This window comes from Haloferula luteola (genome assembly GCF_014201715.1).
Lineage (GTDB): Bacteria > Verrucomicrobiota > Verrucomicrobiia > Verrucomicrobiales > Akkermansiaceae > Haloferula > Haloferula luteola.
Window position 1 is genome coordinate 105,278 of the sequence record NZ_JACHFD010000013.1, and the last position, 23,786, is coordinate 129,063.

Annotated in this window: 25 protein-coding genes; 7 read left to right on the top strand and 18 right to left on the bottom strand. The window is 59.0% G+C overall.

Going from position 1 to position 23,786, the window contains the following annotated elements:
- The first annotated feature begins 77 nt into the window (after positions 1-77).
- The 3 genes from HNR46_RS13420 to HNR46_RS13430 are packed head-to-tail and all read left to right on the top strand — an operon-like array spanning position 78 to position 2,476.
- Entirely contained in the window at positions 78-1,133 is a 1,056-nt protein-coding gene (locus tag HNR46_RS13420; RefSeq protein WP_184019639.1) for a CPBP family intramembrane glutamic endopeptidase, read from the top strand.
- The gene (locus HNR46_RS13425; RefSeq protein WP_184019640.1) at positions 1,130-2,014 is read left to right on the top strand and encodes an AIR synthase related protein; all 885 of its coding nucleotides are present in this window, start codon (positions 1,130-1,132) and stop codon (positions 2,012-2,014) included. Before HNR46_RS13420 ends, HNR46_RS13425 begins: the two co-directional genes overlap by 4 nt.
- A gap of 3 nt (positions 2,015-2,017) precedes the next feature.
- Positions 2,018-2,476, top strand: coding sequence for a tRNA (cytidine(34)-2'-O)-methyltransferase (locus tag HNR46_RS13430; RefSeq protein ID WP_184019641.1), 459 nt, complete (start codon positions 2,018-2,020; stop codon positions 2,474-2,476).
- A gap of 2 nt (positions 2,477-2,478) precedes the next feature.
- Here HNR46_RS13430 and rseP read toward each other — a convergent pair whose 3' ends face one another.
- Entirely contained in the window at positions 2,479-3,963 is a 1,485-nt protein-coding gene (rseP, locus tag HNR46_RS13435; protein WP_184019642.1) for an RIP metalloprotease RseP, read from the bottom strand.
- Between the two features lie 110 nt (positions 3,964-4,073).
- Here rseP and HNR46_RS13440 point away from each other — a divergent pair, with 110 nt between their 5' ends.
- Both HNR46_RS13440 and HNR46_RS13445 read left to right on the top strand, forming a co-directional pair.
- The gene (locus HNR46_RS13440; protein ID WP_184019643.1) at positions 4,074-5,195 is read left to right on the top strand and encodes a hypothetical protein; all 1,122 of its coding nucleotides are present in this window, start codon (positions 4,074-4,076) and stop codon (positions 5,193-5,195) included.
- A 103-nt stretch (positions 5,196-5,298) separates the two neighbouring features.
- Positions 5,299-5,472: a hypothetical protein gene (locus HNR46_RS13445; RefSeq protein WP_221285165.1), complete on the top strand. Its 174-nt coding sequence runs from the start codon at positions 5,299-5,301 to the stop codon at positions 5,470-5,472.
- Positions 5,473-5,484: 12 nt separating this feature from the next.
- Here HNR46_RS13445 and HNR46_RS13450 read toward each other — a convergent pair whose 3' ends face one another.
- The 4 genes from HNR46_RS13450 to HNR46_RS13465 all read right to left on the bottom strand — a co-directional run bounded on the left by HNR46_RS13450 (position 5,485) and on the right by HNR46_RS13465 (position 9,263).
- Positions 5,485-5,778 (bottom strand): hypothetical protein, encoded by a 294-nt coding sequence (locus HNR46_RS13450; RefSeq protein WP_184019646.1) that lies wholly within the window; start codon positions 5,776-5,778, stop codon positions 5,485-5,487.
- A 75-nt stretch (positions 5,779-5,853) separates the two neighbouring features.
- On the bottom strand, positions 5,854-7,386 hold the full coding sequence (locus HNR46_RS13455; protein ID WP_184019648.1) for a YifB family Mg chelatase-like AAA ATPase: 1,533 nt from the start codon (positions 7,384-7,386) through the stop codon (positions 5,854-5,856).
- 185 nt (positions 7,387-7,571) lie between these two features.
- Positions 7,572-8,165, bottom strand: a complete 594-nt coding sequence (locus HNR46_RS13460; protein ID WP_184019650.1) for a PEP-CTERM sorting domain-containing protein — start codon at positions 8,163-8,165, stop codon at positions 7,572-7,574.
- Between the two features lie 60 nt (positions 8,166-8,225).
- The gene (locus HNR46_RS13465) at positions 8,226-9,263 is read right to left on the bottom strand and encodes a hypothetical protein (protein WP_184019652.1); all 1,038 of its coding nucleotides are present in this window, start codon (positions 9,261-9,263) and stop codon (positions 8,226-8,228) included.
- Between the two features lie 331 nt (positions 9,264-9,594).
- Here HNR46_RS13465 and HNR46_RS13470 point away from each other — a divergent pair, with 331 nt between their 5' ends.
- The gene (locus HNR46_RS13470) at positions 9,595-10,554 is read left to right on the top strand and encodes a PfkB family carbohydrate kinase (RefSeq protein ID WP_184019654.1); all 960 of its coding nucleotides are present in this window, start codon (positions 9,595-9,597) and stop codon (positions 10,552-10,554) included.
- 15 nt (positions 10,555-10,569) lie between these two features.
- On the opposite strand, the gene thiE is transcribed toward HNR46_RS13470, so the two are convergent.
- The 10 genes from thiE to HNR46_RS13520 all read right to left on the bottom strand — a co-directional run bounded on the left by thiE (position 10,570) and on the right by HNR46_RS13520 (position 20,037).
- Positions 10,570-11,208, bottom strand: a complete 639-nt coding sequence (gene thiE / locus HNR46_RS13475; protein WP_184019656.1) for a thiamine phosphate synthase — start codon at positions 11,206-11,208, stop codon at positions 10,570-10,572.
- A gap of 52 nt (positions 11,209-11,260) precedes the next feature.
- Complete coding sequence (gene accC / locus HNR46_RS13480) at positions 11,261-12,613, bottom strand: acetyl-CoA carboxylase biotin carboxylase subunit (protein ID WP_184019658.1); 1,353 nt, start codon at positions 12,611-12,613, stop codon at positions 11,261-11,263.
- A gap of 59 nt (positions 12,614-12,672) precedes the next feature.
- Positions 12,673-13,152: an acetyl-CoA carboxylase biotin carboxyl carrier protein gene (gene accB, locus HNR46_RS13485; RefSeq protein ID WP_184019660.1), complete on the bottom strand. Its 480-nt coding sequence runs from the start codon at positions 13,150-13,152 to the stop codon at positions 12,673-12,675.
- Between the two features lie 124 nt (positions 13,153-13,276).
- A complete protein-coding gene (locus HNR46_RS13490; protein ID WP_184019662.1) occupies positions 13,277-15,070 on the bottom strand; it encodes a cbb3-type cytochrome c oxidase subunit II in 1,794 nt (597 codons plus the stop codon).
- Positions 15,067-15,447 carry a hypothetical protein gene (locus HNR46_RS13495; RefSeq protein WP_184019664.1) on the bottom strand — a complete coding sequence of 127 codons (381 nt, stop codon included), beginning with the start codon at positions 15,445-15,447 and terminating at the stop codon, positions 15,067-15,069. Before HNR46_RS13495 ends, HNR46_RS13490 begins: the two co-directional genes overlap by 4 nt.
- Positions 15,444-16,655, bottom strand: coding sequence for a hypothetical protein (locus tag HNR46_RS13500; RefSeq protein WP_184019666.1), 1,212 nt, complete (start codon positions 16,653-16,655; stop codon positions 15,444-15,446). The genes HNR46_RS13495 and HNR46_RS13500 overlap by 4 nt, the downstream gene beginning before the upstream one ends.
- Positions 16,652-17,314, bottom strand: coding sequence for an ABC transporter ATP-binding protein (locus HNR46_RS13505; protein WP_184019668.1), 663 nt, complete (start codon positions 17,312-17,314; stop codon positions 16,652-16,654). Before HNR46_RS13505 ends, HNR46_RS13500 begins: the two co-directional genes overlap by 4 nt.
- A complete protein-coding gene (locus HNR46_RS13510; protein WP_184019670.1) occupies positions 17,314-18,426 on the bottom strand; it encodes an ABC transporter permease in 1,113 nt (370 codons plus the stop codon). Before HNR46_RS13510 ends, HNR46_RS13505 begins: the two co-directional genes overlap by 1 nt.
- 67 nt (positions 18,427-18,493) lie before the next feature.
- A complete protein-coding gene (locus tag HNR46_RS13515) occupies positions 18,494-19,423 on the bottom strand; it encodes a polyprenyl synthetase family protein (protein WP_184019672.1) in 930 nt (309 codons plus the stop codon).
- 11 nt (positions 19,424-19,434) lie between these two features.
- Positions 19,435-20,037, bottom strand: coding sequence for a YceI family protein (locus HNR46_RS13520; protein WP_184019674.1), 603 nt, complete (start codon positions 20,035-20,037; stop codon positions 19,435-19,437).
- Positions 20,038-20,079: 42 nt separating this feature from the next.
- Between HNR46_RS13520 and HNR46_RS13525 the strand changes: the two genes are divergently transcribed.
- A complete protein-coding gene (locus HNR46_RS13525) occupies positions 20,080-20,550 on the top strand; it encodes a hypothetical protein (protein ID WP_184019676.1) in 471 nt (156 codons plus the stop codon).
- A gap of 173 nt (positions 20,551-20,723) precedes the next feature.
- Here the strand turns inward: HNR46_RS13525 and HNR46_RS13530 are convergent, their stop codons facing one another.
- The 3 genes from HNR46_RS13530 to HNR46_RS13540 all read right to left on the bottom strand — a co-directional run bounded on the left by HNR46_RS13530 (position 20,724) and on the right by HNR46_RS13540 (position 23,758).
- Entirely contained in the window at positions 20,724-21,230 is a 507-nt protein-coding gene (locus tag HNR46_RS13530; RefSeq protein ID WP_184019678.1) for a hypothetical protein, read from the bottom strand.
- A gap of 61 nt (positions 21,231-21,291) precedes the next feature.
- Positions 21,292-22,215 carry an MBL fold metallo-hydrolase gene (locus HNR46_RS13535; RefSeq protein WP_184019680.1) on the bottom strand — a complete coding sequence of 308 codons (924 nt, stop codon included), beginning with the start codon at positions 22,213-22,215 and terminating at the stop codon, positions 21,292-21,294.
- Positions 22,208-23,758: a thiamine pyrophosphate-binding protein gene (locus HNR46_RS13540; RefSeq protein ID WP_184019682.1), complete on the bottom strand. Its 1,551-nt coding sequence runs from the start codon at positions 23,756-23,758 to the stop codon at positions 22,208-22,210. The genes HNR46_RS13535 and HNR46_RS13540 overlap by 8 nt, the downstream gene beginning before the upstream one ends.
- Between the last annotated feature and the right edge of the window lie 28 nt (positions 23,759-23,786).

Genomic DNA, 23,786 nt, shown 5'->3' on the forward strand with positions numbered 1-23,786 from the left:
AGAAGGCCCTTGATCGCGGGATCCCATCCGCAACGACTTCCCCTCCCAGGGAATTCCGCTGGATTGAACCGCTTCCCATGCCCAGATTGCGCCCGATGCCGACCAAACTGGGAATAGGGCTGGAATTGGGTGCTCTTGGAATCGCCCTCATCGTCGCAATCATCGGCTGGCGGATGCAGGCTCGGCGAAAAGCTTCTGCCGCAGCCCTCTCCTCCTCCTTCGACTCTCCCGATTCCCTCCCCGCAGGCCCGCCTCCCTTGCCAGCGGAGGCGACCCCTCACCTCGCCTCGTCGCCACCGGACCCCGACAACCCATCTATCGCTCCGCTTGCTCCACCTTCAGCGGAGGTTTCCGCCACGGACGCATCGGCTCCCCACACCCTACTGGACAAAATCCCTACCTCCTGGATCCGCGGCTACGACTTCGCGCTCATGGCCTTGATCCTTCTCCTCTACCTCTGGCCCATCGTGCTGGTGTTCATGGGGAAACACCCTGAGCAACCGGTGCAAGTCGAGCTTCCCACGATCCTCTCGACCATGTTCATGCAGATTGCGCTCACGATTCTCGTGCTCGGTCTCGCCGTGTGGCGCGTCAAGCCAACCCTCTGGCTCGGACTCAAATGGCCGGGCAAACGCGGCATCGAATGGGTCAAATGGCTGGCCTCCATTCCCATTTGCATTGGCGCGACTTGGATCCTCATGACCGTACTCTACGCAATCGGCGTGATCCCCTGGCTTCAGGACATGGAAGGCGGTGACGGTCAGCAGGAAGTCGTCAAAGCATTCCAACAGCTCAACGATCCGGTCACTCTGATCTGCCTCGTGATCATGGCTGCTGTGGTCGCCCCCGTCACCGAAGAGGTCCTCTTCCGCGGATACTTCTACACCATGGTGAAAAGCAAAACCGGTCGGACCGCCGCCGTGATCGTCAGCGCCCTCGTTTTTGCCACCGTTCACCACAACACGGTTGCCCTGGTCCCCTTGGCCTTCCTCGCGACTCTTCTGGCACTCAGCTACGAACTAAGCGGCTCGATCTGGATGCCCATGTCGATCCACGCCGCCTTCAACTCCCTCACCGTGCTTGGGCAACTGGCGATCAAGTTCAACCTGATCCAGGCACCTCCTGGATCGTGAAAACGCTGCGCGACATTGGTGAAGATGCGCTGATTGCCCGCCTCCTCACTCCCTTTCCCCCCTCCACGCTATGCGTCGGGCCGGGCGACGACTGCGCAGTCGTCGACGATGGCCATGGCCCATGGCGATTACTGAAAACCGACGCCATCGTAGAAGGAATCCACTTCCTCCGCGAAGCACCGCCAGAGAAAGTCGGCTGGAAAGCCTGCGCTCGAGTCATCAGCGACTTCGCCGCCATGGGCGGAAGCGCACGCGAAATCATGATCACTCTCGCCTGTCCTCCCGACCTGGAAATCCACTGGGTCGAAGGGCTTTATCAAGGCATCGCCCGCTGCCTCGCCGCCCACGAAGCCACGCTCGCAGGGGGCGAAACCACCTCAGTCCCGGACGGGGGGCCCATCATGATTTCCGTGGCAGGAACCGGGCAAGTCGACCGCCGCCACTGCGTTCTGCGAAGTGGGGGCCAGCCCGGCGACGTCATTGCCGTCACAGGCACCCTCGGCGGATCGATCCACGGCAAACATCTCGATTTCCAACCTCGCTGCGCGGAAGGGGCCCTGCTCGCACAGGCCGGTGCCAGCGCGATGATGGACCTCTCCGATGGGATTGCCAAAGATCTCCCCCGGCTTGCGCAAGCCAGCCACTGCCAGTTCGAATGGATTCCTGAAGCTCTGCCTGTGACCCCGGGCTGCACCCCCGATCAAGCTCTCGGAGACGGCGAGGACTATGAGCTCCTTTTCGCCATTTCTCCAGCTCGCTGGCACGCCCTCGTTCTCAAATGGCCCGAAGAGCTGGCCCCCATTCACGCCGTGGGCCGATTGCTCGAAGGCCCCTTTTGCGAATCCGCCATACAAGGTGGCTGGGAACATTTCCGAACCTAACTCATGCTGCACATCGTCCTCGTCGCACCCGAGATCCCTCACAATGCCGGAGCCGCTGGGCGCCTGGCACTCGCCACCGGTGCCCGCCTCCACCTCGTGAAGCCACTCGGGTTCTCTCTTGATGACAAACACGTCCGGAGGACCGGGCTTGATTACTGGAAAGACGTCGACCTTCACGTTTGGGAAGACTTCCCCTCCCTTCTCCAATCGGCGGACTCCAGCTCCCGATTTTGGTTTCTCAGCACCAAAGCCACCCGCTCCCACTGGGAAGCAGGATTCGAAGAGGGAGATTACCTCGTCTTCGGTTGCGAATCCCGGGGGCTCCCCGAACCGATGATCCAAGCCGCCGGAATGCAAGCACTCCGCATTCCGATGGCCCAGGAGTCGACCCGCAGTCTCAACCTCTCCACCGCCATCGCCATCACCCTCTACGAGGCGGTTCGGCAAACGGGTGGCATGTGAAATCAGGACTCAGCCGGTGCGGGGAATACCAACTTCTCCCGCTTTGGACCGCTGCCCATGCCAAAATCATCGGCCACATCCTTGGAGGTCACGTAAATCATCACGCTGAACAACAAGAACACGAAACCAAGCTGCAGGACTTCCAGAAACTTCACATTCACCGGCCGCCGCGCGATTGATTCCATCACCGCAATGGTGATGTGGCCACCATCCAGCACCGGCAGTGGAAGCAAATTCAAAAGCGCCAGGTTGATGTTGATCAGCACCATGAACTCCAGGAGGCGGTTCATCGGATGATCCATCAATAACGAGTAAAACTGGATCTTTCCGATCCCGACGGGACCACTCAAGTGCTGGATTCCCAAGCTGGAATCCGCCGACGCCACACTGCTCACCGTGACCCACATCTGGCGCAAAACATTCACGACCTGAGAAACTGGCGACGGCCGTACCCAAATCTGGCGAGCCCCACCGTCTTCACCCGGCTCATTCACGAAGGTAGCACCAATCATATAACGAGGTGGATCGAAAACGGGGGAAGTGGGCTTTACCGGTGTCACCGTCATCACCTTCTCCTCACCGTCTCGCTGCACCGTCACCTCCACCGGTTCCGCGCCATTGGCCTGGAGAAAATCAAATGCCTGCTGGCTGTCGACGATGGGGGTGTCGTTGAACGCCAACAAAAGGTCGCCCGCCTCCAACCCCGCCAAAACCGCCGGTGCATTTTCCGAATCGGAAAGCGGGATGATTGCCACCGGTCCCTCCATCGGAGAAATCCCCACCTGCCGGACAGCGCGCCGCTGCCACCACTCCGTCTCCGGAATCTCAAATTCAGAAACCAGAGTCATTTCGCCCACTCCGGGACGATTCACAGTGAACGAAATCTCCTGCCCCTTGCTGGTCACCACCTGCATCAACACGCTGTCCAGAGTGCCCACCCACATGTCGACCGGGTTCCCATTCACGGCGATGATTTCATCCCCACGCTGAAAGCCTGCCCGTTCGGCGGGGCTATCTTTCTGTACCCAACCCACTTGCCGCGTCGGAATGGAGTCTTCCGGTTTGCCCACCACCCAAATCAAAACCGCCGCCGTGAACGCAAGCAGGAAGGAGAACAATGGGCCCGCAAACGCCACAATGATCTTATCCAGAGGGGAAATCGGCGGCAACGCCTCCTTGTCCTTCCGATGATCCCCCTCGATCGCCTCCATCGGCGCCATCTGGGGCAATGCCACAAAGCCTCCGGCGGGGATCCAACCCAAGCCATATTGAACCCCATTGACTTCCTTCTTCCAGATCGGCTTCCCAAACCAGATCTGAAAACGATCAATCCGCAATCCCCGCCACTTCGCTGCCCAAAAATGGCCCAGCTCGTGGACAAAAATGATCAGGTTGAAAAACAAGATCACAACCAGGATCAGCAAAACGTGGGTAAAGGGACCAATCGATTCCATGACGAAGTTCGCCGGCAGCCTAAGCTCGGTCATCCCCCCATCAAGAAGTTAAAGCGCCTTCTCCAACCTCCCATTTTTCCCCCTTGATCGCGCCTCGCAAGGGGATTGACGGAGCGGGCCGGAATTTCCGACACTCCCCAGCCATGGCCCTCCGCATCGCAGGCGCGGTGATCCGCGGCGAAATCGACAACACCCTCGAAGGGCGCACGACAGGACGTCTCTGGATGGTGGGCGCGAGCGAGCCCGTAAGCCTCGACTTGACGGGGGACTGCTGGCGAGACCTCGCAGGGGCTCGCCTCCAATTCACCAATTCACGCCCCTTCGAAACCGTCTCCCTGAACTTTCGCCAAAAGGGTTTGGTCGGCGATATGACCGCTTCACGGAAGGCGAGGGTGCCCACTTGCGATCTGAGCGAGTGCCTCGCTCGGGAAGCCGCTGGCGAAGTGGTCCCCATGGTTTGGAAAAACGAACTCTATCTCGAGTGGTTTGACGAAAGCCAGGGACGCATCCTCTTGGAATCCTGCGACTATCAGCTTCGGCTCAGCGAAGCCCATTGGACGATGGACGCGGACGCGGAGGAGGCCCAGAAACTGGCAAATCTTCAAGCCATGCGGGATTTCCTCACCACCCTCATCGCTCGCCCCGATGCCAGTGAGGGCTCCGCCCGAGACGATGAGTTCGCCTGGGAGCAGCGACTTCAACAAAGCGACCGTCTCACCGATGCCTACCAAGAGGTCCTTGAGAAATACATGGACGATCCTGATGCCGAGCAGAAAGAAGCCTTCGTCATGGGTTGGGATGGTCTGCTTGGAGCCATGGCCGATGATCTTGAATCCGACCTCGGTCTCGGACTCGATTGGTCCGAGGACTCCGGAGAGGAGCTCTACGAGGAGAGCGATGATGATGAATTCGAGGTGCACCCCCTTCAAGAAGAGGCTCAAGACCTCGCCATTCGCTCCATCGATCTCCTCCGCAATAGTGGGAACGGTGCCCCCCATGCCCAGCGGATCATGAATGCCCTTTCGCTCGTCGCCGCCAAGCTCGCGGGAGCCCTCAATGGCCACTACCAGCGCGAGCAAGGTTACGTCTTGGCCATTCTCAAACGCTGCCTCGATGCCCAAAATGAAGCGCTAGAGGCCTGCTCATGCCTCCTCTCGCACACCATCGATCCTGATCAACGAATCGCCACCGAAGCGCTTCGTGGTGGAATCTTTGAACTTCGTGGCAAAATCACCGAGATGCGCCGAGAACTCAGCGGACGCTAGAAGCTCAACGGCACCCGCGTCGCCCCCAATAAAGTCGCCCCCCACTCCCGAAGTGGCCGTATTCCGGATTGCAGGCTGGGATTTCATCGCTATCAGAAAAGCCATGATGAAACTCGCGTTTGCCGCTCTCGTTGCCATCTCGTTCAGCTCCTGCAATACGATGATCGGTGTCGGACGGGACTTCCGCCAGCTGGGACAAGGCCTCGAATACAAGGCCCACGGAAAAAACTTCGACGGATCCGAGTCCACCCCACAGGACACCCTGCCGACCTACTGAAGCGGTCCCCCTTTACTTGCTGCCCATCACTCGTGCTCCCGACGGGTTTCCGTATCCGTCGGTGTAGCCCCACAGATAGTTCTTCCGATGAGCGGAGGGCAGGGTCGCCGAATCCTCATTGATGTGAGGATTGTGCGCCCGACCCGCTAGACGGTCCCCGCTCCCATCTTCAAAGCCGCGCCGATAGGCATCCGATTCATCATAGCCAGCAGCCGGGGCTCCGACTTCCGTGCGGAAAAATGGCTGACAGGAGCTGAACGCCAGGGCACCGATCACCAGGAGCCCTGCGGAGGAAAAGATCTTCATGCGATCGATGGGTAATCTTTCCTCAACCTCTTCGTCCAGCCTGCGTTCGCCTTGCCGGTAAATCCTTGGCGCTCCTCAGGAGAATAATGCGCGGTCCAGCGAGCGATACTGGATCGCCTCCAAAACATGGTGGGAGGCCACCGCATCCGATCCTTCAAGGTCCGCCAACGTCCGCGCCACCTTGAGAATTCGGTCGTGTGCCCTTGCAGAAAAGCTCAATGCCTCCATCGCGTGCTCCAGAAACCCGGCCCCTTCGGCATCCAATCGACAGTGATCTCGCACCTGCCGGGGACTCATCCCCGCATTCGTCCGCGTCGAGCTTCCCACAAACCGCTCGAACTGACGACTGCGCACTTCAATCACCCGCTGCCGAATCGCCGCCGACTTCTCCCCTTCCGTAGTGCTCGATAACTCACGAAAATCCACCAGCGGCACTTCGACGTGCAGGTCGATCCGATCCAGCAACGGGCCCGAAATCCGCTGCCGATAGTTCTCAATCTGTCGCGGCGAGCACCGGCATTCTCGCTTCGAGTCTCCATAATACCCGCATGGGCAAGGATTCAAGGCCGCCACCACCATCGCCCGAGCCGGAAAGGTGATCGAACCCGCCGCACGAGAAATCGTCACCTGCCCGTCTTCCAATGGCTGCCTTAAAACCTCCAGAGTCTGACGGCGAAATTCCGGAAGTTCATCCAAGAACAGCACTCCATGGTGGGCCAATGAAACTTCTCCGGGCCCAGGATTACTGCCACCACCTAACAGCCCAGCATCAGAGATGGTATGATGCGGAGCACGAAAGGGCCGCGCCGAAAGAAATCCTCGCTTAGCATCCAGGAGCCCAGCGATGGATTGAATCTTCGTCACCTCGATCGCCTCCTCATCGCTCATCCCCGGCATGATCGTCGGCAGCCGCTTGGCCAACATCGACTTTCCCGTCCCAGGGGGACCGACCATGAGAAGATTGTGCCCACCTGCTACCGCCACCTCCAACGCCCTCTTCACATGGTGCTGGCCCTTCACCTCGCAGAAATCCACCTCATAACTCGACGCCTCCTGAAATAGAGTATCGCGATCCAAAATCATCGGGGAGATCGACTCTGTTCCCAGCAAGTAGCACCAGGCTTGGTAGAAATTTCGGATAGGAATCACCTCGATCCCGTCGATGACGGCCGCTTCCCGTGCATTCGCCTCCGGTACCAGCACCTTTCTCCGCCCCTGCTTCCTGGCCTCAAGCGCGATCGAAAGCACGCCTTTGACTGGACGCACCGTTCCATCCAACGCCAACTCTCCAACCACACAGATCTCCTCGACGGCGACCGATGCCTCCTCCGAGGCCAATCCCATGGCAAGGGCGATGGGCAGATCAAAGGAAGGCCCCTCTTTCCGCAGATCGGCCGGTGCTAAGTTGACGGTCTTGACCCCATCCGCCAGCCGAATCGGAGACACCCGGATCGCGGATGACACTCGTTGAGATGACTCCCTTACCGCTGCGTCTGGAAGCCCCACGATCACGATCCGCGGCTCTTCCGAACCACTCACACTGACCTCCACTTCGACCTCCACAGCATCCACCCCCCTCAACGCCGCTGAATAGACTCGACTGATCATATTCAGCGATCTCAACCAATTGATTACAAAGCTTCAACAACGCTTCCTGCCAGCCGCGCTTTTCTTCTCCCTTCCTCCTAAGATGCCGACTTGCTCCTCAATCGAACTCTCGCCACGAAAACAAAAAACGGGAACCCTTTTGGGTTCCCGTTTTTGAAATCGTTCGTTGCAAAGGCCTCAAGCCATTAGCGACGGCGGCGAGCAAGGCCAAGAAGGCCCAGTGCACCGAGAAGAGCAACCGAGGGTTCTGGAACAGCAACAAGCTGGAAAGCAGTCTGGCTGCCACCTCCGAAATCGGCAGTGGTCGTTCCACCAATCAGCACAGTGCCCGTCGACGTTTGAAGGCTCACAGTGTCAGGACCGCCGATAGGAGCATCTTCGGTGTAAACATTACCCGAAGGGTTCGAGGTCGCCTTCCAAACAAAGAACTCAGTGGACGTAGCAAGATCAGTACCGTTGCCGATAACAACATAAACGGACCCACCAACGTAACTATCACCAGAAGTGAGCGACTGATTGATATCACCAGAAATGAAGCTGTTTGCGCCAACGGAAAGAGAATTCCCAAATTGAACAAAGCTGCTCAGATCATCAATGCTGGTCGGATCAGACGAGAAGGTTCCAATGGAAGCAAATCCAACACTGTTGAGAATACTTCCGCTTGAGTCCACCACACCACTGAAGTTAGTCCCATCGAAGTTGGTCAAAGTGATGGTTGCCGCGTTAGCACCCGCAATCGCAAGAGCACCAACAAGTGATCCAATTAATTTCATTTTCATGGTTATTATCTTTATATCAGAAAAATAAACTTAGATCCTTTGTCCAAGAAATAAGTGCAATTACTCGAGGTTGTAGTCTGGAACCGAAATGGTGACATTTACATCACCACTACCGCGACGCTGGATGATCATGCCGGGTGTCAAAGCCTGAGCTGAAGCATCAGCACCAGCACTTGTCTTCCAACCGGCAGCAACTACGACAGGGAAGCTCGCACCGGGGTGATAGAAAAACTTGTTGTAGCCACCCGATCCATTTGGGAGCCAAACCACGTCGGCAGTTGAAATCGAAGTGGCCGCGAGTAGATTCGCTTCAAGTCCGCTATTACCAAGAGTAGAACCAACTGGGAAAATAGAACCCACATAGTTGAACAATCCGGCCTCCACAAGAAGCTGAGTATTTGAGAGAATCACCTCACCGGTGACCACCAAGGAAATATCTCCAGTGGAACGACGCTGCACGAACAGACCATCGGAATACACGATCGGAGTATCGCCCGCAGCTTGTCCCGAGGAGTTCTTCCAACCTTCAGCAACGACAACAGGGAAGCTCGCACCTGGGTGATAGAAATATTTAGCGAAACCGCCACCACCGGTAGGCAACCAGACTACATCTGCAGTTGTGATCGAAGTGGCTTCAGCAAAACCAATCTCATTTGCAGCACCGAAAACAGATGAAATTGTTGGAGCCACGCGAAGCTCGAAGGTATCTCCTGCCGCAACACCAGCGGCAGAAAGATCATTGGGAGAAGTTTCAAGTGCACCAGCATCCAACCCTGCGCTGGTTCCCCAATCGGAGACTGCGACCACAGCGCCATCTTGAGCCCCAGAAGTGATCCGCAGAACGTAGGTGTTTCCTGACTCAAGAAGAGTATCAAAATCAATGTCGGCGGAAACCGATGTTGCCGTCACTGCCGTGAGGCTTCCGGAAACGACTTTCGATCCATGTAGGGTGATCCCGAGAAGGTTGAAAACATCTGGATCCGACGACGCCGTCTTACCGACGATCGTCTGAGTAATGTAGCCGACAGGATCGGTCGTTGCCCCGAAAGACGCGACCGTAAGTGCGCCAAGCGCAGCAATGGTGGTGAATAGTTTCATGACGAGTTTGGAATTACGGATTTTGGCCGGACGCGTCGAGGAAAAACTGAGGGCCTCCGTGACGCTCTTGCCACGTGGCGGACTGCAATTCCCGTTCCACTTCCAAGCATCTGCCACTGTCGCCGATCAACCACCTCTTTTCAAGCGAGTTACACTCTCATTTCTCGCTCACCCACCCAGGGGAAGGGGTTCTTGCCGACAAAAACCTCGCATCCGCCTACGTGGACACCCGGATCCGCAAGACCCGTCGAAGAGCACTGAAAATCATGTTTTTGCCCCGGTTCCAAGAGTTCCGCTTGCCCATTGGGGTGGTGGATGAGGAATTCGGGCCATGTCCGACTCCGCTTCCCTTTCCGTCCTCGTCGGCGGCACCATTGCGATTGACCATGTGAAGACTCCCACGGCTGAGGGCGCCGACCTTTTGGGGGGCTCCGCCGCCTATGCCGCTCTTTCCTCGAGCTTCTTCTGCGAGGATGTGCGCCTCGTGGGCATCATCGGCCGGGATTTCCCCGCCCATCATCTCCAAATGCTAGAAAACCGCGGCATTTGCCTGAACGGAGTCGAACAGTCCGAGGGGGAATCCTTCACGTGGAGCGGCGAATATCTGGAGAACCTCAACGAGCGCGTCACCCACCGAGTCGGCCTCAATGTGCTGGAGAGCTGGGAAGTGAAGATCCCCGCTGAAATTGCGGATTCTCAGGTCGTGGTGCTGGCCAACATGTCACCCGACAACCAGCTTCAAATGCTCGCCCAATGCACCCACCCACGACGATTTGTGGTCGCCGACACGATGGACCTTTGGATTTCCATCGCCAACGAACGACTCCATGAGGTGCTCAAGCAGCTGGATCTTTTCGTGATCAATGAGAGCGAGGCACGTGACTTCGCCGGAACGGCCAACCTGATCGAGGCCGGACGCCTCCTTCTCGGCAAAGGCCCACGCTTTGTGGTGATCAAACTGGGCGAATTCGGCGCCATGCTTTTCTCCTCCGAGGGCGACGAAACAGAGTTCCCTTGCCCAAAAAGCTTTTTCCGTTGCGCTGCTTTCCCTCTTCGCGGCATCGCCGACCCCACCGGAGCCGGAGATAGCTTCCTTGGCGGGCTTGCTGGCTACCTTGCCGCCCATTCCAAGGGTGAATTCACGTTTGAGAACCTCCGGCAGGCGGTGACCCAAGGCTCAGTGGTCGCCTCGTTCACCTGTGAAGCCTTCTCCACCCGCCGTCTTGAAGAAATCGACTCCTCGAAGGTGGAAGCACGACTCCAGCGGTTCCGGGAAATGACGGCCTGGTAAAACGCACTGCTTGGCTCAACGATCAGCGACCTGCTCCTTGACCGAGCGGGTCGCCTGCACAATCGAGGACGCGGTGAGCAGATCAGAGACGATCACCATCCGTCGAGCACCCGCTGCCAGCACCTCCGCGAGGTTCCGACGCTGGATTCCGCCGATGCAGAAGACCGGGAGCTGGCTCCCCATCGTCGATTCGACGGGGCGCACGTTCTCAAGACCGATCCCCGGCCGCCCTTGCTTCGTCGGAGTGGGAAACAAGGGGCCAAAGCCAATGTAATCAAACCCTTCGACTTGTGCCGCATGAGCCTGTTCCGGGGAATGGGTCGATCGCCCCACAATCATCTCCTCGCCCACGATTGCCCGAACATCCTCAAGCGATCCATCCTCTTGACCGATGTGCACACCGTCTGCGCCAATCGCGGCGGCGACTTTCGCAAAATCATTGACGATCAGCGGCACTCCGAACTCACGACAGATCGGGAGCACCCGCCGACAAAATCCCTCAATGTCGCTCTCTCCATATCCCTTTGCCCGCAGCTGAAGCAGATCCGCTCCGCCCTCAAGGAGCTCACGAGCCACTTCTTCCAATTTGGGCTCAGACACATAGCCAAGATCGAGGATGGCATACAGCCGTGCCGATGCGAGTGATGGCTTCACAGACAGGACAGAAACAGGACCCACAGGCTGGAGCGGTTGGGCGACGCGCGCATCAACCCTTTTTCTCTTCGATGAACCGGCTGACCCAGCCAATGTCGTAGTTCCCAGCCTGGAAATCAGGGTGATTGAGGATTTCGAGCTGGAAGGGAATCGTGGTCTTGATGCCCCGGATCATGAATTCACCCAGGGCGCGCTTCATCCGAGCAATTGCAATCTCCCGCGTGGCGGCAGTGACGATCAACTTCGCGATCATCGAATCGTAGTGCGGAGGCACCGTGTAGCCGGAGTAGACGTGGGTATCGACCCGCACGCCCTTGCCGCCGGGGGCATACCAAAGGTCGATCGTCCCAGGGCTCGGCGCGAAATGGTTGTAGGGATCCTCCGCATTGATCCGGCACTCGATGGAGTGCCCACGGGGAACCGCATTGAGGACATGATGAGACAGGCTTTCGCCCGCTGCGATCCGGATTTGCTCCTTGATCAATTCACAGCCCATCACTTCTTCGGTCACCGGATGCTCCACCTGAATCCGGGTGTTCATTTCCATGAAATAGAAATTCTCTCCCTTGTCATCCACGAGGTACTCGATGGTCCCTGCATTCTCGTAACCAATCGCCTGGATGAGGCTCACCGACGCATCCCCCATCCGCTGGCGCAGTTCCGCCGAAAGCAACGGCGAGGGACATTCCTCAATGATCTTCTGATTACGTCGCTGCATCGAGCAATCACGCTCTCCCAGATGGAGGAAATTCCCGTGACGATCGGCGATGACCTGAAACTCGATGTGGTGAGGATTGAGCACCAGCTTCTCGATGTAGCAATCGCCATTGCCGAATGCGGCCATCGCTTCATTGGAAGCGGCATCAAAGAGCTTATGGAACTCCTTTTCATCAAAACATGGGCGCATCCCGCGGCCACCGCCCCCTGCGGTCGCCTTGATCATGACGGGGAAACCGATCCGCCTCGCCTCTTCCAAGGCCACCTTCCGGTCGGTCAAAATATCCGTCCCCGGAGTCACCGGAACACCATTGGCAACCGCGGTGGCACGGGCCGTCGCCTTATCCCCCATCATCGAAATCACCTCTGAAGAGGGCCCAATGAATTGGACATTGCAGCTTTTGCAGATTTCCGCGAAACGCGCGTTCTCAGAGAGAAACCCATAACCGGGGTGGATCGCCTCAGCCTCGGTGATTTCTGCCGCCGCCATGATGCGATCGGGCTTCAGGTAGCTGTCCTTGCTCGCGGATTTGCCAATGCATACCGCTTCGTCAGCCAACTGAACGTGCATCGAGTCCACGTCCGCCTCAGAATACACGGCCACGGACTCGACGCCGAGTTCGCGACAGGCTCGAATGATACGGAGGGCGATTTCGCCCCGGTTGGCGACAAGAACGCGTTTGAACATCTTGCGATGGGGATAAGAAGTTTAAGAGGGAAAGGGAGGATTAGGTCCCCATCACACCATCACTTGATGGTGAATAGCGTATCGCCAAATTGGACCGGAGTGCCATCGTCGACCAACACCGCCGTGATCGTTCCCGAACGCTCCGCCTTGATCTCGTTCATCACCTTCATCGCCTCAATGATGCACAGGGTCTGCCCCTCACTGATCGTGTCCCCGACGCTGGCGAAGGACGGCGCGTCCGGTGACGGCTTGCGGTAGAAAGTTCCTACCATCGGAGAAGTGATCGGTTCTCCATCGACCGTCGGCGCCCCCGAGGTCGGTGCGCCCGATGATGCGGGCGCGGAGGCCGGGGCCGCGACAGGGAGGGCCACTGGAGCTGCAGGAGCCGCCGTCGGAAGCACCGACAGCAGCGATTTGAGGGAGTCCAGATCCTGTCCCTTCTTGAGCTTGAGATGGAAGCCGTCCTTCGACATGTCGAAATAGGTCAATCCATGCTCGTTCATGAGCTCGACGATCTTGCGAAGTTCCTTGATGTCCACGTCGTTGAAGGTTGGTGATGAATTTCTGGAAGAATTCCGGGGCGGCGTCCCGTGCGATCCGATTCCCGGAGGCTAGGGAGTCACGGGAAATCGCGTCAAGCGGGAACCCGGTCCCTCAACCGGCTCATTCCTCGGGTTTTCCCCCGGTTCGCAAGGCCAGGACCCACTTCGCCAGTGCTAGAGTTTCCCCGTCAGAAAGCAGCTCATGCCCCGGCATGTCGGTCCCCGGCAAGCCCCAGTGAATGGCTCGCGCGACCGTTGAAGCATCCACCGTCCACACAAATGGACCTTCGACCAAATTTGCCGGCTGCCGCACCCAGCGCTTTGCGAACTCTCCATCACCTCGTCCTTCCGGACCGTGACACACCGCACAATGAGCCGCAAACAACCGCGAGCCCTCACCCTCAGGCTCCCCTTCAGGACGCCATTCAAGGGATCGCACCCCCCTCCACTCGCGCGCATCTTCCTGATCCGACATCAGCCATGCGATCAAGTCCGCTCCTCGATCGTCCTCGAAAAGATGCGCGTACGACGGCATCGGGCTCCCCACCACCCATTTCTGAGGAGCTAGAAAGTGTTCCTTCAGCCATGCTGCCGATCGCCGCGCCCCAACATGGGTCAAATCGGGTCCCTGTCTCCGATTTCCAATCGTCACCGGGCGTTCGTGCAGCACCTTATCCACGTTCGAGGGCGGACCCCAACCTTCGGGATCCTCCGGTCGGACAAATCGCGAATGGCAGGCAATGCACCCCTCCGCCAAATACACCTGCCTGCCCCTTTCTTCCGCAGTTTCCCTCGACGCTCCCGTTCCCCCCTGGGAACGCCAACACGCGATCCCCAACACTCCTCCCACCGCCAGCCACTGCCGCCACGCACGCCATCCAGTGAGAGCGAGGGCCAACCCAGCTCCCGAGATTGCCACAAATTCCCACGGCACTCGCTGCAGGGCCTGAGCCATTCCAATCCCATTGGCAGACCCGAACCATCCTGCCACGGCGAAAACCCAGGCAGCCCTCCAGACCACTGTCGAGGAGCGCCCTGCCCAACCCGGCCAGGTCACCAACGCTGCCGAATAAATCGAAACTCCCACAGGATACATCCAACCCGCCAACCCGCGGGTGGACGGATGATTCACCGCCAACGCCGCGATCGCCAAGACCCCCCATGCCACCGCCACCGGCTCCTTCCAAACTCTTCGAGCCAGCCATTCACCAGCCAGTCCACCCGCAAGCAAATGCAGGCCCGCATTGCGCCAGAGCATCGCGCCCCCCCAAGTACCTTCCTTCAAGTCCCGCTCATGCTGGATGATGAAAAATGCCGCGGAGTCCAACCACACCAACGCCAGGAAAACACCCACCGCCACCACAGCCCCTCCCACCCCCACTTCACCGTGACTCGGCCCTGAAGGAACCCGTTGCTCCTCCAACCCCGAAGGCACCAGCCAACTGCCCAAAAGCGCAAATCCAGCACCGATCCAGGCCTGCATCTCAGGACTTGCAGAAAACACCCACGGCACATTGCAGATCGCGTACCCCAGTCCGGTGCCCCACCCAATCCACCGAGCTCCACACCAACCAGGCAACAAGGCCGCCAAGGAAACCGTTCCCCCTCCTACTGCCAGGCCCGTCAGGACCGCCACTCCCATCCCACTCACCCCTCCCGATGCCCACGGCGCGAGAACCGCTGCACAGGCCGCCAGCACCAACGCCAGCCGCAGCCCGACAACCGTCGCCCCTCGTTTGGCCACCCCAAAACCCGCCGCAATTCCCGCCACCGCCATGGCTCCCAAAGCCCACTTTTCGGCTGCAGGCCCCGCCCCGTGCCCACGCAACAACTCGACGAACGCGAACTGCGCAAAAATCAAAAAGAAACCATAGACCGCCGCCACTGCACCGGCCGCTCGTGCTTGAATCTTCATCGGCACCACCGCTTCCGAATTCCGTAAAATTGCACGATGCCCACAACGCCATCCGTCGCAGCCACCCCCACCCACGCCGTCTCCAGTCTCCCAGACAAAACATTCACCGTCACAAAGACCGCAACCCAAGCTCGAACCATTGCTGTCCAACCCCATACCGCCTCGGCCTCTCGTGCCCCCCGCCAAACCCAACCATAACTGAAGCCCACGCTCCCCACAAAAACTCCAATCCAGCGCACCCACACCCAAGACTCCGGTCCGACCTCACCAATCCCTAACAGACTCAACACCCACCCAGGCCAAAACACTAGCATCAGGCCAGTCAAAGCATCCATGGCACCCACGCCAGCACTCCATCTCTTGACGATCGTCATCATGCTTTTGCACCACACTTGGATTCCCCGGACACCCCCGCTGCCAACCACCAATGCAGGGACACCGCCAACATCACCACCCCACAGCCAGATCGGATTCCCCACCCTGCAATTCTCCAGCCGGGATTCTCTGCCATCCACGCCACGCCGCCGCCTTCAGCCCATCCCATTCCCATCAAGACCCCCACCATCACCCATGCCGCCCCCTGCCAAAGCCACGCACTGAAGCGAGAGCCCAAATTCACGCCAAGGAGACGAAGCAGGCAGGCACAAAATGAGGTAGTGAAACCCGCCATCGCCAGATGCGAATGCGCCACCAATCCCTGAGTGAATTTGAGCCGATCCAACACATCGGGAAAATACGCCGTCACTCCACTCAACACCAACAGCGCCCACCATCCGAACATCGCCTGGCGCCACCACTGAGTACCCTCCGGCCACTCATAACGCCTCCACCAGATGGGCAGGCCCACCACCCACGGCACCAGCATCACCATCGCGCCCTCTTGCCAGAAATCCCAATGCGTGCCTCCGAGAAACTCGGTGACCCCGAAGACGGCCCAGGAAAGCCCAAAATACCCGAGCACGATCCTCCCAGTTCGCCCGTCTGTTGCCAAGCGAAGCCCAACGCTGGCAGGCAATAACATCATCAATCCCACCACAAACAACGTCGACCCCAACAAACTCGATCCCGTGGGCCCTCCCGTCGTCGAATCAATCGGAGGATAAAGCTCCGGTGAGGCAGCCACCGCCATCATCACAGGAATCATCGCCAACCCCACCAAGCCTCCCCATCGCAGCACCGGACGCCATCGGCACTCTCCGCGCCACAAGGCCACCCACAATATCCCCATCGCCACCAGCAACCCCGCCAACGCGCCTCCTTTCCAGTCGAGGAATATTTTCCCCGAACTCCCACCGTTCAACCAGCTGAGCCCCCCCACAGCCAAGGCGGCAGACCAGGCACCCAGCGCAGCATCTGCCCATCGACGGGAAACCCCGTAGACCCCAAACAACCACGCGACCATCGGCAACGCCGTCCAACCATACAGCTGCCCATTCAAATGAACGGGCACCCATCTCCCATACGTCCACTCGCCCACCTGCCACTTGGGAAACAAAAGGAGCAGAGATAACCACAACCCGACGGCATTGGCCACCACCAGCCACCCCAGCGCATGCCGCGCCGCACTTCGAACTCCCCCATTCACTCCTCCACCCTCCCGTCCCGCATCCGCACCACCCGGGAACAGCGGCTCGCCAAATCCACATCGTGCGTCGCCATCACCAACGTGAGCCCACGCTCCGCCACCAATTTCATCAATAGCTCGAACACCGCCTCTCGATTGCGCTCGTCCAAGGCACCTGTCGGCTCATCCGCTAACAGAACTCGAGGGCGATTCATCAGCGCCCGGCACAAGGCACCACGCTGACGCTCCCCACCTGAAAGCTCTCGCACCCTCCGGTCCAGACGCTGTAAAAGCCCGGTTTCCTCTGCCAACTCACGAACACGATCACGCGCGGCGGATGCGGACATCCCCACCGCCACGGCTGGCACCAGGAGATTTTCCTCCAGGGTCAATCCAGGCATCAGGTGATGCAACTGAAACACAAATCCCACCGTATGGCGCAAGAGCTCCCGGCGCGACACCTCGTCGAACACGCCCCGGCCCGCCACCGTCACCCGGCCCTCCTGCGGCAGCTCCAGTCCGGCAATCACATTGAGCAAGGTCGACTTCCCACACCCAGAACTCCCAACCAAAGCCAAGGTCTCTCCCGCCTCGACGAGCAAATCGACACCCTTGAGCACCTCAATACGACCTTCGTCGTAGCTTCGCCACACATCATTCACTTGGATGATCGTTTCCATCACTCAAATCTCAAAGCCTCGGCCGGTTTCAACTTCGCAGCATGAATGGCGGGATAAAGAGCTCCACCCACCCCCGTCAACATCGCCAATACCACCGCCCCCAGAACCTCCCGCATGCCCACTTGGGGTTCAATGTAACCTTGGAGCGCCGGGAGAACCTTCAGCAAACGCAGACCGCCTATCGAAAGCAACCATCCGGCCAACACCCCGATGCTCGAAAGTGCAAGCGACTCGCCCAAAATCATTCGTGCCAATTGCCCCCGCGAAAAACCACACACCCTCAAAACCGCGAGCTCTCGAATGCGGCTGAAGACGGAAAGAATCATCGTATTCGTCACACTCAAACCTCCCAACAAAAAGGCACATCCGCCCACCACCCAGGCCGTGGTTTTCAAAATCCTGAACTGGGAATAGCTTCGACTGAACTCCTCGTTTTCCAGGGCGGTCAAACGGTCGTGGTGGGCATCGATCCATGCCTTCACCTCTCTGGGCTCATGCCCCTCGGCGAGAGCCACCGTGACCACGGAGGACCCCCCCTCCTTGTGAAAGGCCCGCTGGCATTCCTTGAGGGGCATGAAGACCCCCCCGTTTTCGAAACCATTTTCCATTCTCACCACGCCCGCCACTGGATAGCGATCCTGCCCAAGCTCCACTTCATCGCCTGCTGTTGCCTTGAGGAAATCGGCCGCTCGTTCTCCCAGTACCACACCGCGCCCGTCGTCTAAAAATCCCTCCAGCCCTCCGCTCAGCCACTCCGCCTTCTCCAGCCTGCCATCACTCGCTCGAATCCCAAAGCAAGTCACCACAGGGCGATCCGGAGCTGCGATGATCGTGAACAAAACAGGCTGCGCCTCCTTCACAAACGACTGCTCTTCCAGTTCTTCGACCAAGGTTTCCGGCACATTGCTGAAGAACAAATCCGAAACATTGCGCTCAAACACCACCATCTCCGCATCACTGCGGAGGATCTTCTCAAACATCTTCACCGCACCGCCGAGCAACCCCACCACGCTCAGCAAAGTCGCCACCCCCAATGCAATCCCTGTGGCTCCAATCGCGGTGCGCACGCGGTGCCGACGCAAATTCGTCAAAATCAATTTCCAAAGGCTCATCGTCTCTTGGTTTCCACTTCTCCTTTCGTCGGGATCCTCGATCCCCTCCCTCCTTTTCAACAAACTCTCACCCGGCTGCGGTATCCCCCTCCGATAGCAACGCGGCGACCCCTTCCGGAATTTCGATGCGAAGAGGAACCAACATTCCCCAGCGCTCCGCAGGCCCGGGAAGCGCAGCTTGCACCCGGTCACCCACCACCACCAAACGCTCCAATCGCACCACCGCCGCGGCAAATCCTTCCGCCATCACCAGATTCGGGCGTCCCAGCGCCTCGTCCCGGCCTGCTGTTTTCCCAGCACCACCCACCACGTCCTTCACATCGTCGGCGGCCTGATAGGCCAGTCCTCGCAACAATGCGAGCCGATCCAGCAACTGCAGCTCTCGCTCGCTCGCCCTGCCAATCATCGCAGGCAACACCAACGTCAACCTCAAGAGATCCCCCGTCTTTCGAGCCGCGACTTCACTGACGTCCGCCGCCGATTGCCCACCCTGCCAATCCCCGAGGTCATGCGACTGGCCCCCAATCATCCCGACTGTACCCAAACACCGATCCACCCACTCGCCCGCTCGTTCACGACGCGCCAATGACGCCCCATTCATGCCCTGCCAAAGCAAAAGATAACCCCGATTGATCATCGCCAAGGCCGCCAACATGGCCGTGCCTTCACCATGCAACACATGAAGCGCCGGCATGCTCCGGCGGGTGACTGCATCATCCATCGCCGGCAGATCATCGAACACCAACGAAGCCGTGTGAAGATACTCAATCCCACACGCCATCGCCCGCGCCTGAGCCTCGGGCACCCCCATCTCGATCCCCACCAAATAGGCCGCCACGGCCCGGGTCAACGAGCCCGGTCGTGCCAATAAATCACCCAGCGCTGCCGCCAACCGACGCTCAACTCCCTCCGGCCGACCCATCCCCTGCCGAAAACTTTCCGCCATCAGTGCCTTCGCACAGCTGGCCCGTTTGGCCCACCAAAAATCAGGATTCATGGCTTCGTCACTTAGAGTTTACCGACCAAATGAAAGCGCACCTTCAATTCAGGCTTCACGGTCATGATCGCCATCGAGCGGACAATCGGCAGGGAAAAATCCGTGTAGTCCAGCTGCACTGCCCCATCAATCGTCACCCACTCCCCGTCCTTTTCCACCGTGTAAGGAAAAGCAATCGCCTTGCTCACACCGTGAATCGTCAAGTTCCCCATGGCGAAATGCTTGCCATCCTTCTCCCATGTCTTTGTGAACCTGAATGAACCCGCCGGCTTCGCCGATCCCAGCCATTTGAGCATCTCCTGATCCCGATCCGCCTCGCCCGTCTTCAAGTCGTCGAAGGTCCACTTCAAAACAAAGGATTGAGGCAACAAAGTCGACACATCTCCGTCCACCTTTGCCTCATAGTCCTCAAGCGTCCCGGTGAAAGCGTGCCCCGTCGCCTTCGCGTCAACCTGGATACGGCTGCGCTTCGGGTCGATCTTCAAAGGCGCGGCTTGCACCGCTCCTGCCAGCAGCAGCCCGCTGAGCGCGAGGCCGATGGATTTCCGCATCGCCTTTCCCGCGATCCAGTGTTTGTTGAGGCCCACGCTCCGGTGGGATTTTTTCGTTTTCATCGTCCACAGGGGTTCTGAGTTTCTTAAACCATCACGATCGCCATGAAAATCCGTTCGCTTCTGTTTCTGCTGCTGTCCCTCTTGGTCCTTCCCTGCCTCGCCGATCCTTACAAGGCGGGAGAAACCATCGAGGTCTTTTCGGCAAAAGATCAGCATCAAAAAGCCTACACGCTTGAGCCCAAAAACACACGCTATCTCCTCGTCAGCCACGACATGGAAACCGGAAAGGCCGCCAACAAGGTTCTCGACGGGCTCGGCGCCGATTACCTGCCCGGCAAGAAGGCGATCTACATGGCCAACATCCACGGCATGCCCGGCATCGGCCGGATGTTCGCTCTCCCGAAAATGCGGAAGTACGCCCACCGCATCATCCTCGGAGACGATGCCGAATTGATCGCCCACTTCCCCCAGCAAGCTGGCAAAGTCACCGTGCTCAAGCTCTCCGGGAAAAAGATCGTTTCGATCCAATATTGGGATCCAGCCAAGGAAGCCCCAGGAACGTATCTCCCCTAAGGCCACTTGCGACACCCATCGCTGCCTCACGAGCGATGCTGAAAATGGGAAAAGAATCATCGAGAAATCAAAAGAGAAAAGGGATCGCCATTGCCGCGCCCGACGTCGTCATATCGGGCACATTCAAAGCCAGATTCCGCCGCGACCTTGACCGCCGCGAAATCACCCTTTTCTCAAATTCTCATCACACCGCCCCGCCATATCGGGGGGCCATCACGAGAAAGCGCACAGGCTTCCTCCTCGGCTAAGCAAGCCGGAAAAAACTCAACCTCTCGCCCCTCCAATTCCCACGGGAGACTTTCCATCACCACCGGAGAGACCTCCGGCAGTTTTCCATCCGGAAGCAATTCGTTGCGACCACTTCCTACACCGATCTGGTGATCGGGGTGATGCTCATTCGGATCCCCGAACAAAACCTGCTCCACCGGAGTGTGATGATGCCAGGAACCAGCCCCTTCGGCATGATGGAGCACGATCTCGAATCCGCCATTCGGCAACATCGAGCAACGCACCTCATGGCTGCCGCTGCAGCGGAAAATCCCCAAGATGCTTCCAATCAGGCAAGGCATCCACGCCACCACCAGTAGAAACATTCCGGCCACCGTCAACCAAGGCCGCGGCCGACCGCTCCGCTTCCGGAACTTTCCGGAAAGGTTGAAGGAGCGGAGCACCACGTTCATGCCGATACAGCGAAGACGATTCGTCCAACTGTTTAACGAGCTCCAAGATTTTTCTCAACCCTCAAGACTCCGCATCGCTTTGCATGCTTTCGAGGGGGCCAACCCACCAAGATTCTCCCACCTTTCCAGTGAAGAATCCCTCGATTCCCTCCCTTTCCAGCAGCAACGGCGGCTCACCCATCGGCTCATCCGTCAGCCGAAATGTTCCCCAATGCATGCCCACCGCTCGCCGACACCGCGTCACCCGAAACACCCGCGTCGCCTGCCGGGGGTCAAGGTGCACTCGCGACATGAACCAACGTGGCGAATAGGCACCGATCGGAATCATGCCGAAGTCCACCGGCCCCCATCGCTCCCCTACCTCATCGAAAATGGGAGCATCTCCACTGTCTCCAGCATGCCACAACGCGACCCCACCCCCCTCGATTCGATATCCACAGCAGCCCGATGGATTGCGATCAAAAGGAGTCCGGGCCGAAAAATGCCGTGCCGGACTCGCCTTCACACTCACCCCGTCGAAAAGCTCCATCTCGTCCCACCATCCCAACTCCCGCACCGACTCAAATCCCCGCCGCTGCATCCATCCCGCATACCCCGTCGGAACCACCATCATCGATCCACGAAAATGCCTCAAAGTGGGCAGATCGAGGTGATCGTAATGCGTGTGAGTCAGTAGCACCGCATCCACCTCGCCCAAAGCTTCCACCGAGCATGGCGGCGGGGAAAGCCGCTTCATCGACGGCAGCGGTAAAGGAGCACAAAAATCGGAGAACACCGGATCGATCAACAACCGCCGCCCCTGCCCCTCCAACAAGAACGAGGCGTGACCTAGCCAGCTCACACGCCACCCCGTGTCCGGCAATGGCCGCCGCACCCATGACACCACCTCCGCCGGAGTGTCCGGGGCACCTTCATCCGCATCCTGCGGACCTCGACCGAGCTTCCAGCGCAAAACCTCGCGCCAACTTGGAGCACCATCATCCATCCAACCGCTCCCAAAAGGCTGCTGTTTCCTTCGCCGATGGCACCAACTCCACCAACAACGGCACTTCGCCAGCTTCCAACCCGTCGAAGTCGTCCTGTGATGCAATCCGGCAATATCCCATCCCCCACATCTCCGCCCATCCTCGCAGGGACAGCTCGTGCGGGTTCACCATCAATTCCTTGCCTCGATCGCTCATCGCTGCCATCCGCGGAACCCTCGAGAAAATTTGTCCCCCACCGTTGTTCACCACGACCAGCACCCGGCCTTTCCTTTCCACCTGACCCAGCATCGCCGGAGCCGCCAAATCGTAAAGCGCCGTCAGATCCCCGACCACACACCACGCATCCTCCCGCGCCGCTGACCATCCCAACCAAGTCGAAATTTGGCCATCAATGCCATTGGCTCCCCGATTCGCCCGGACTTCAGGAATCGCTTGGTCCCATTGGGCAAACCGATTCCATTCCCGAATCGGTAGGCTGTTGCCCAGAAAGACTCCATTTCCTAGCGCCGCATACTGGGACAGCGACCGCAACATCCCAGGCTCACTATCGGGGTAGGCCTCAAGCCATTCCTCGATCTCCGCCGCCGACCGCGAATTCCCATCCAGCAAACCCAACGCGTCTCCCGCCTCCTCCGCTTCGCCCAAAGCCCGAATCACTCGCCCGACCTCTCCCAACGTAACATGCGAGTCCCTGGCCAAACCCGACCAACCGCTCCGCGTGACGCTCCACACCTCGACCTCCGGCAGCTCTTCCAAATCCCGCCAAAATCTCCCACTCGGCACCGCACCCAAACGCAGCACCTTCCCGGGGAGTTGATGCCGCAGAGCGCGATCCGGATCCGCCAGCACCACCGGGCCCAAGGCCTCTCGCAAACCACTGGTCGCCTCCGCTACCACCGGCGCCTTCAGATCGAGCACGAAATGATACACGTCCTCCCGGTCTTCCGGCTCCAATTCGCCCAACATCACCACCAACCCCCGGAACAGATCGTCCTTCAGCCACCGCGCCAATCCCGACGCCGCCAAACGGGGCCACTGAGCCTCCCCGGGCCCCGCAAGCTCCGGCCACTCCACCTCACCCATCACAAAATCTTCCTCCAACTCGACGTTCACGTGCCATGGCGAACGTCGATCCCAGTCAGCCCACTCTCCAGCACCCGCATAGCCTCCGAAAATTCCGGGCTGCACAATCGCCTGGGGGGCCCCGCTCTGCCGGAATCGCGCGGGTCGATCTGCCGTCACCAGCACCAGCGGCCGGCCCTGATAGTGCGCCTCAATGACCGCTGGCAGCAACTCAGCCACCGCCGTGCCGCTCGTCGTCACCACCGCACAGGGTTCACTCTGCATGCACCTTCCCACCGCGAAAAATCCCGCTGAGCGCTCCTCGAAATGCTGCCGCAAAGTCACATGACCCGCCGCCTCCGCACGTGCCAAAACCTCCACCAGAGCCGCATTCCGAGCTCCTGCACAAACCACAAACTCGCGCACTCCATTCTCCAGGCACGCCCTCACCGTTTCCACCGCAATGTCCCACGTCGTCACGGCGGCAAACCTACCCACAATCGGGCCG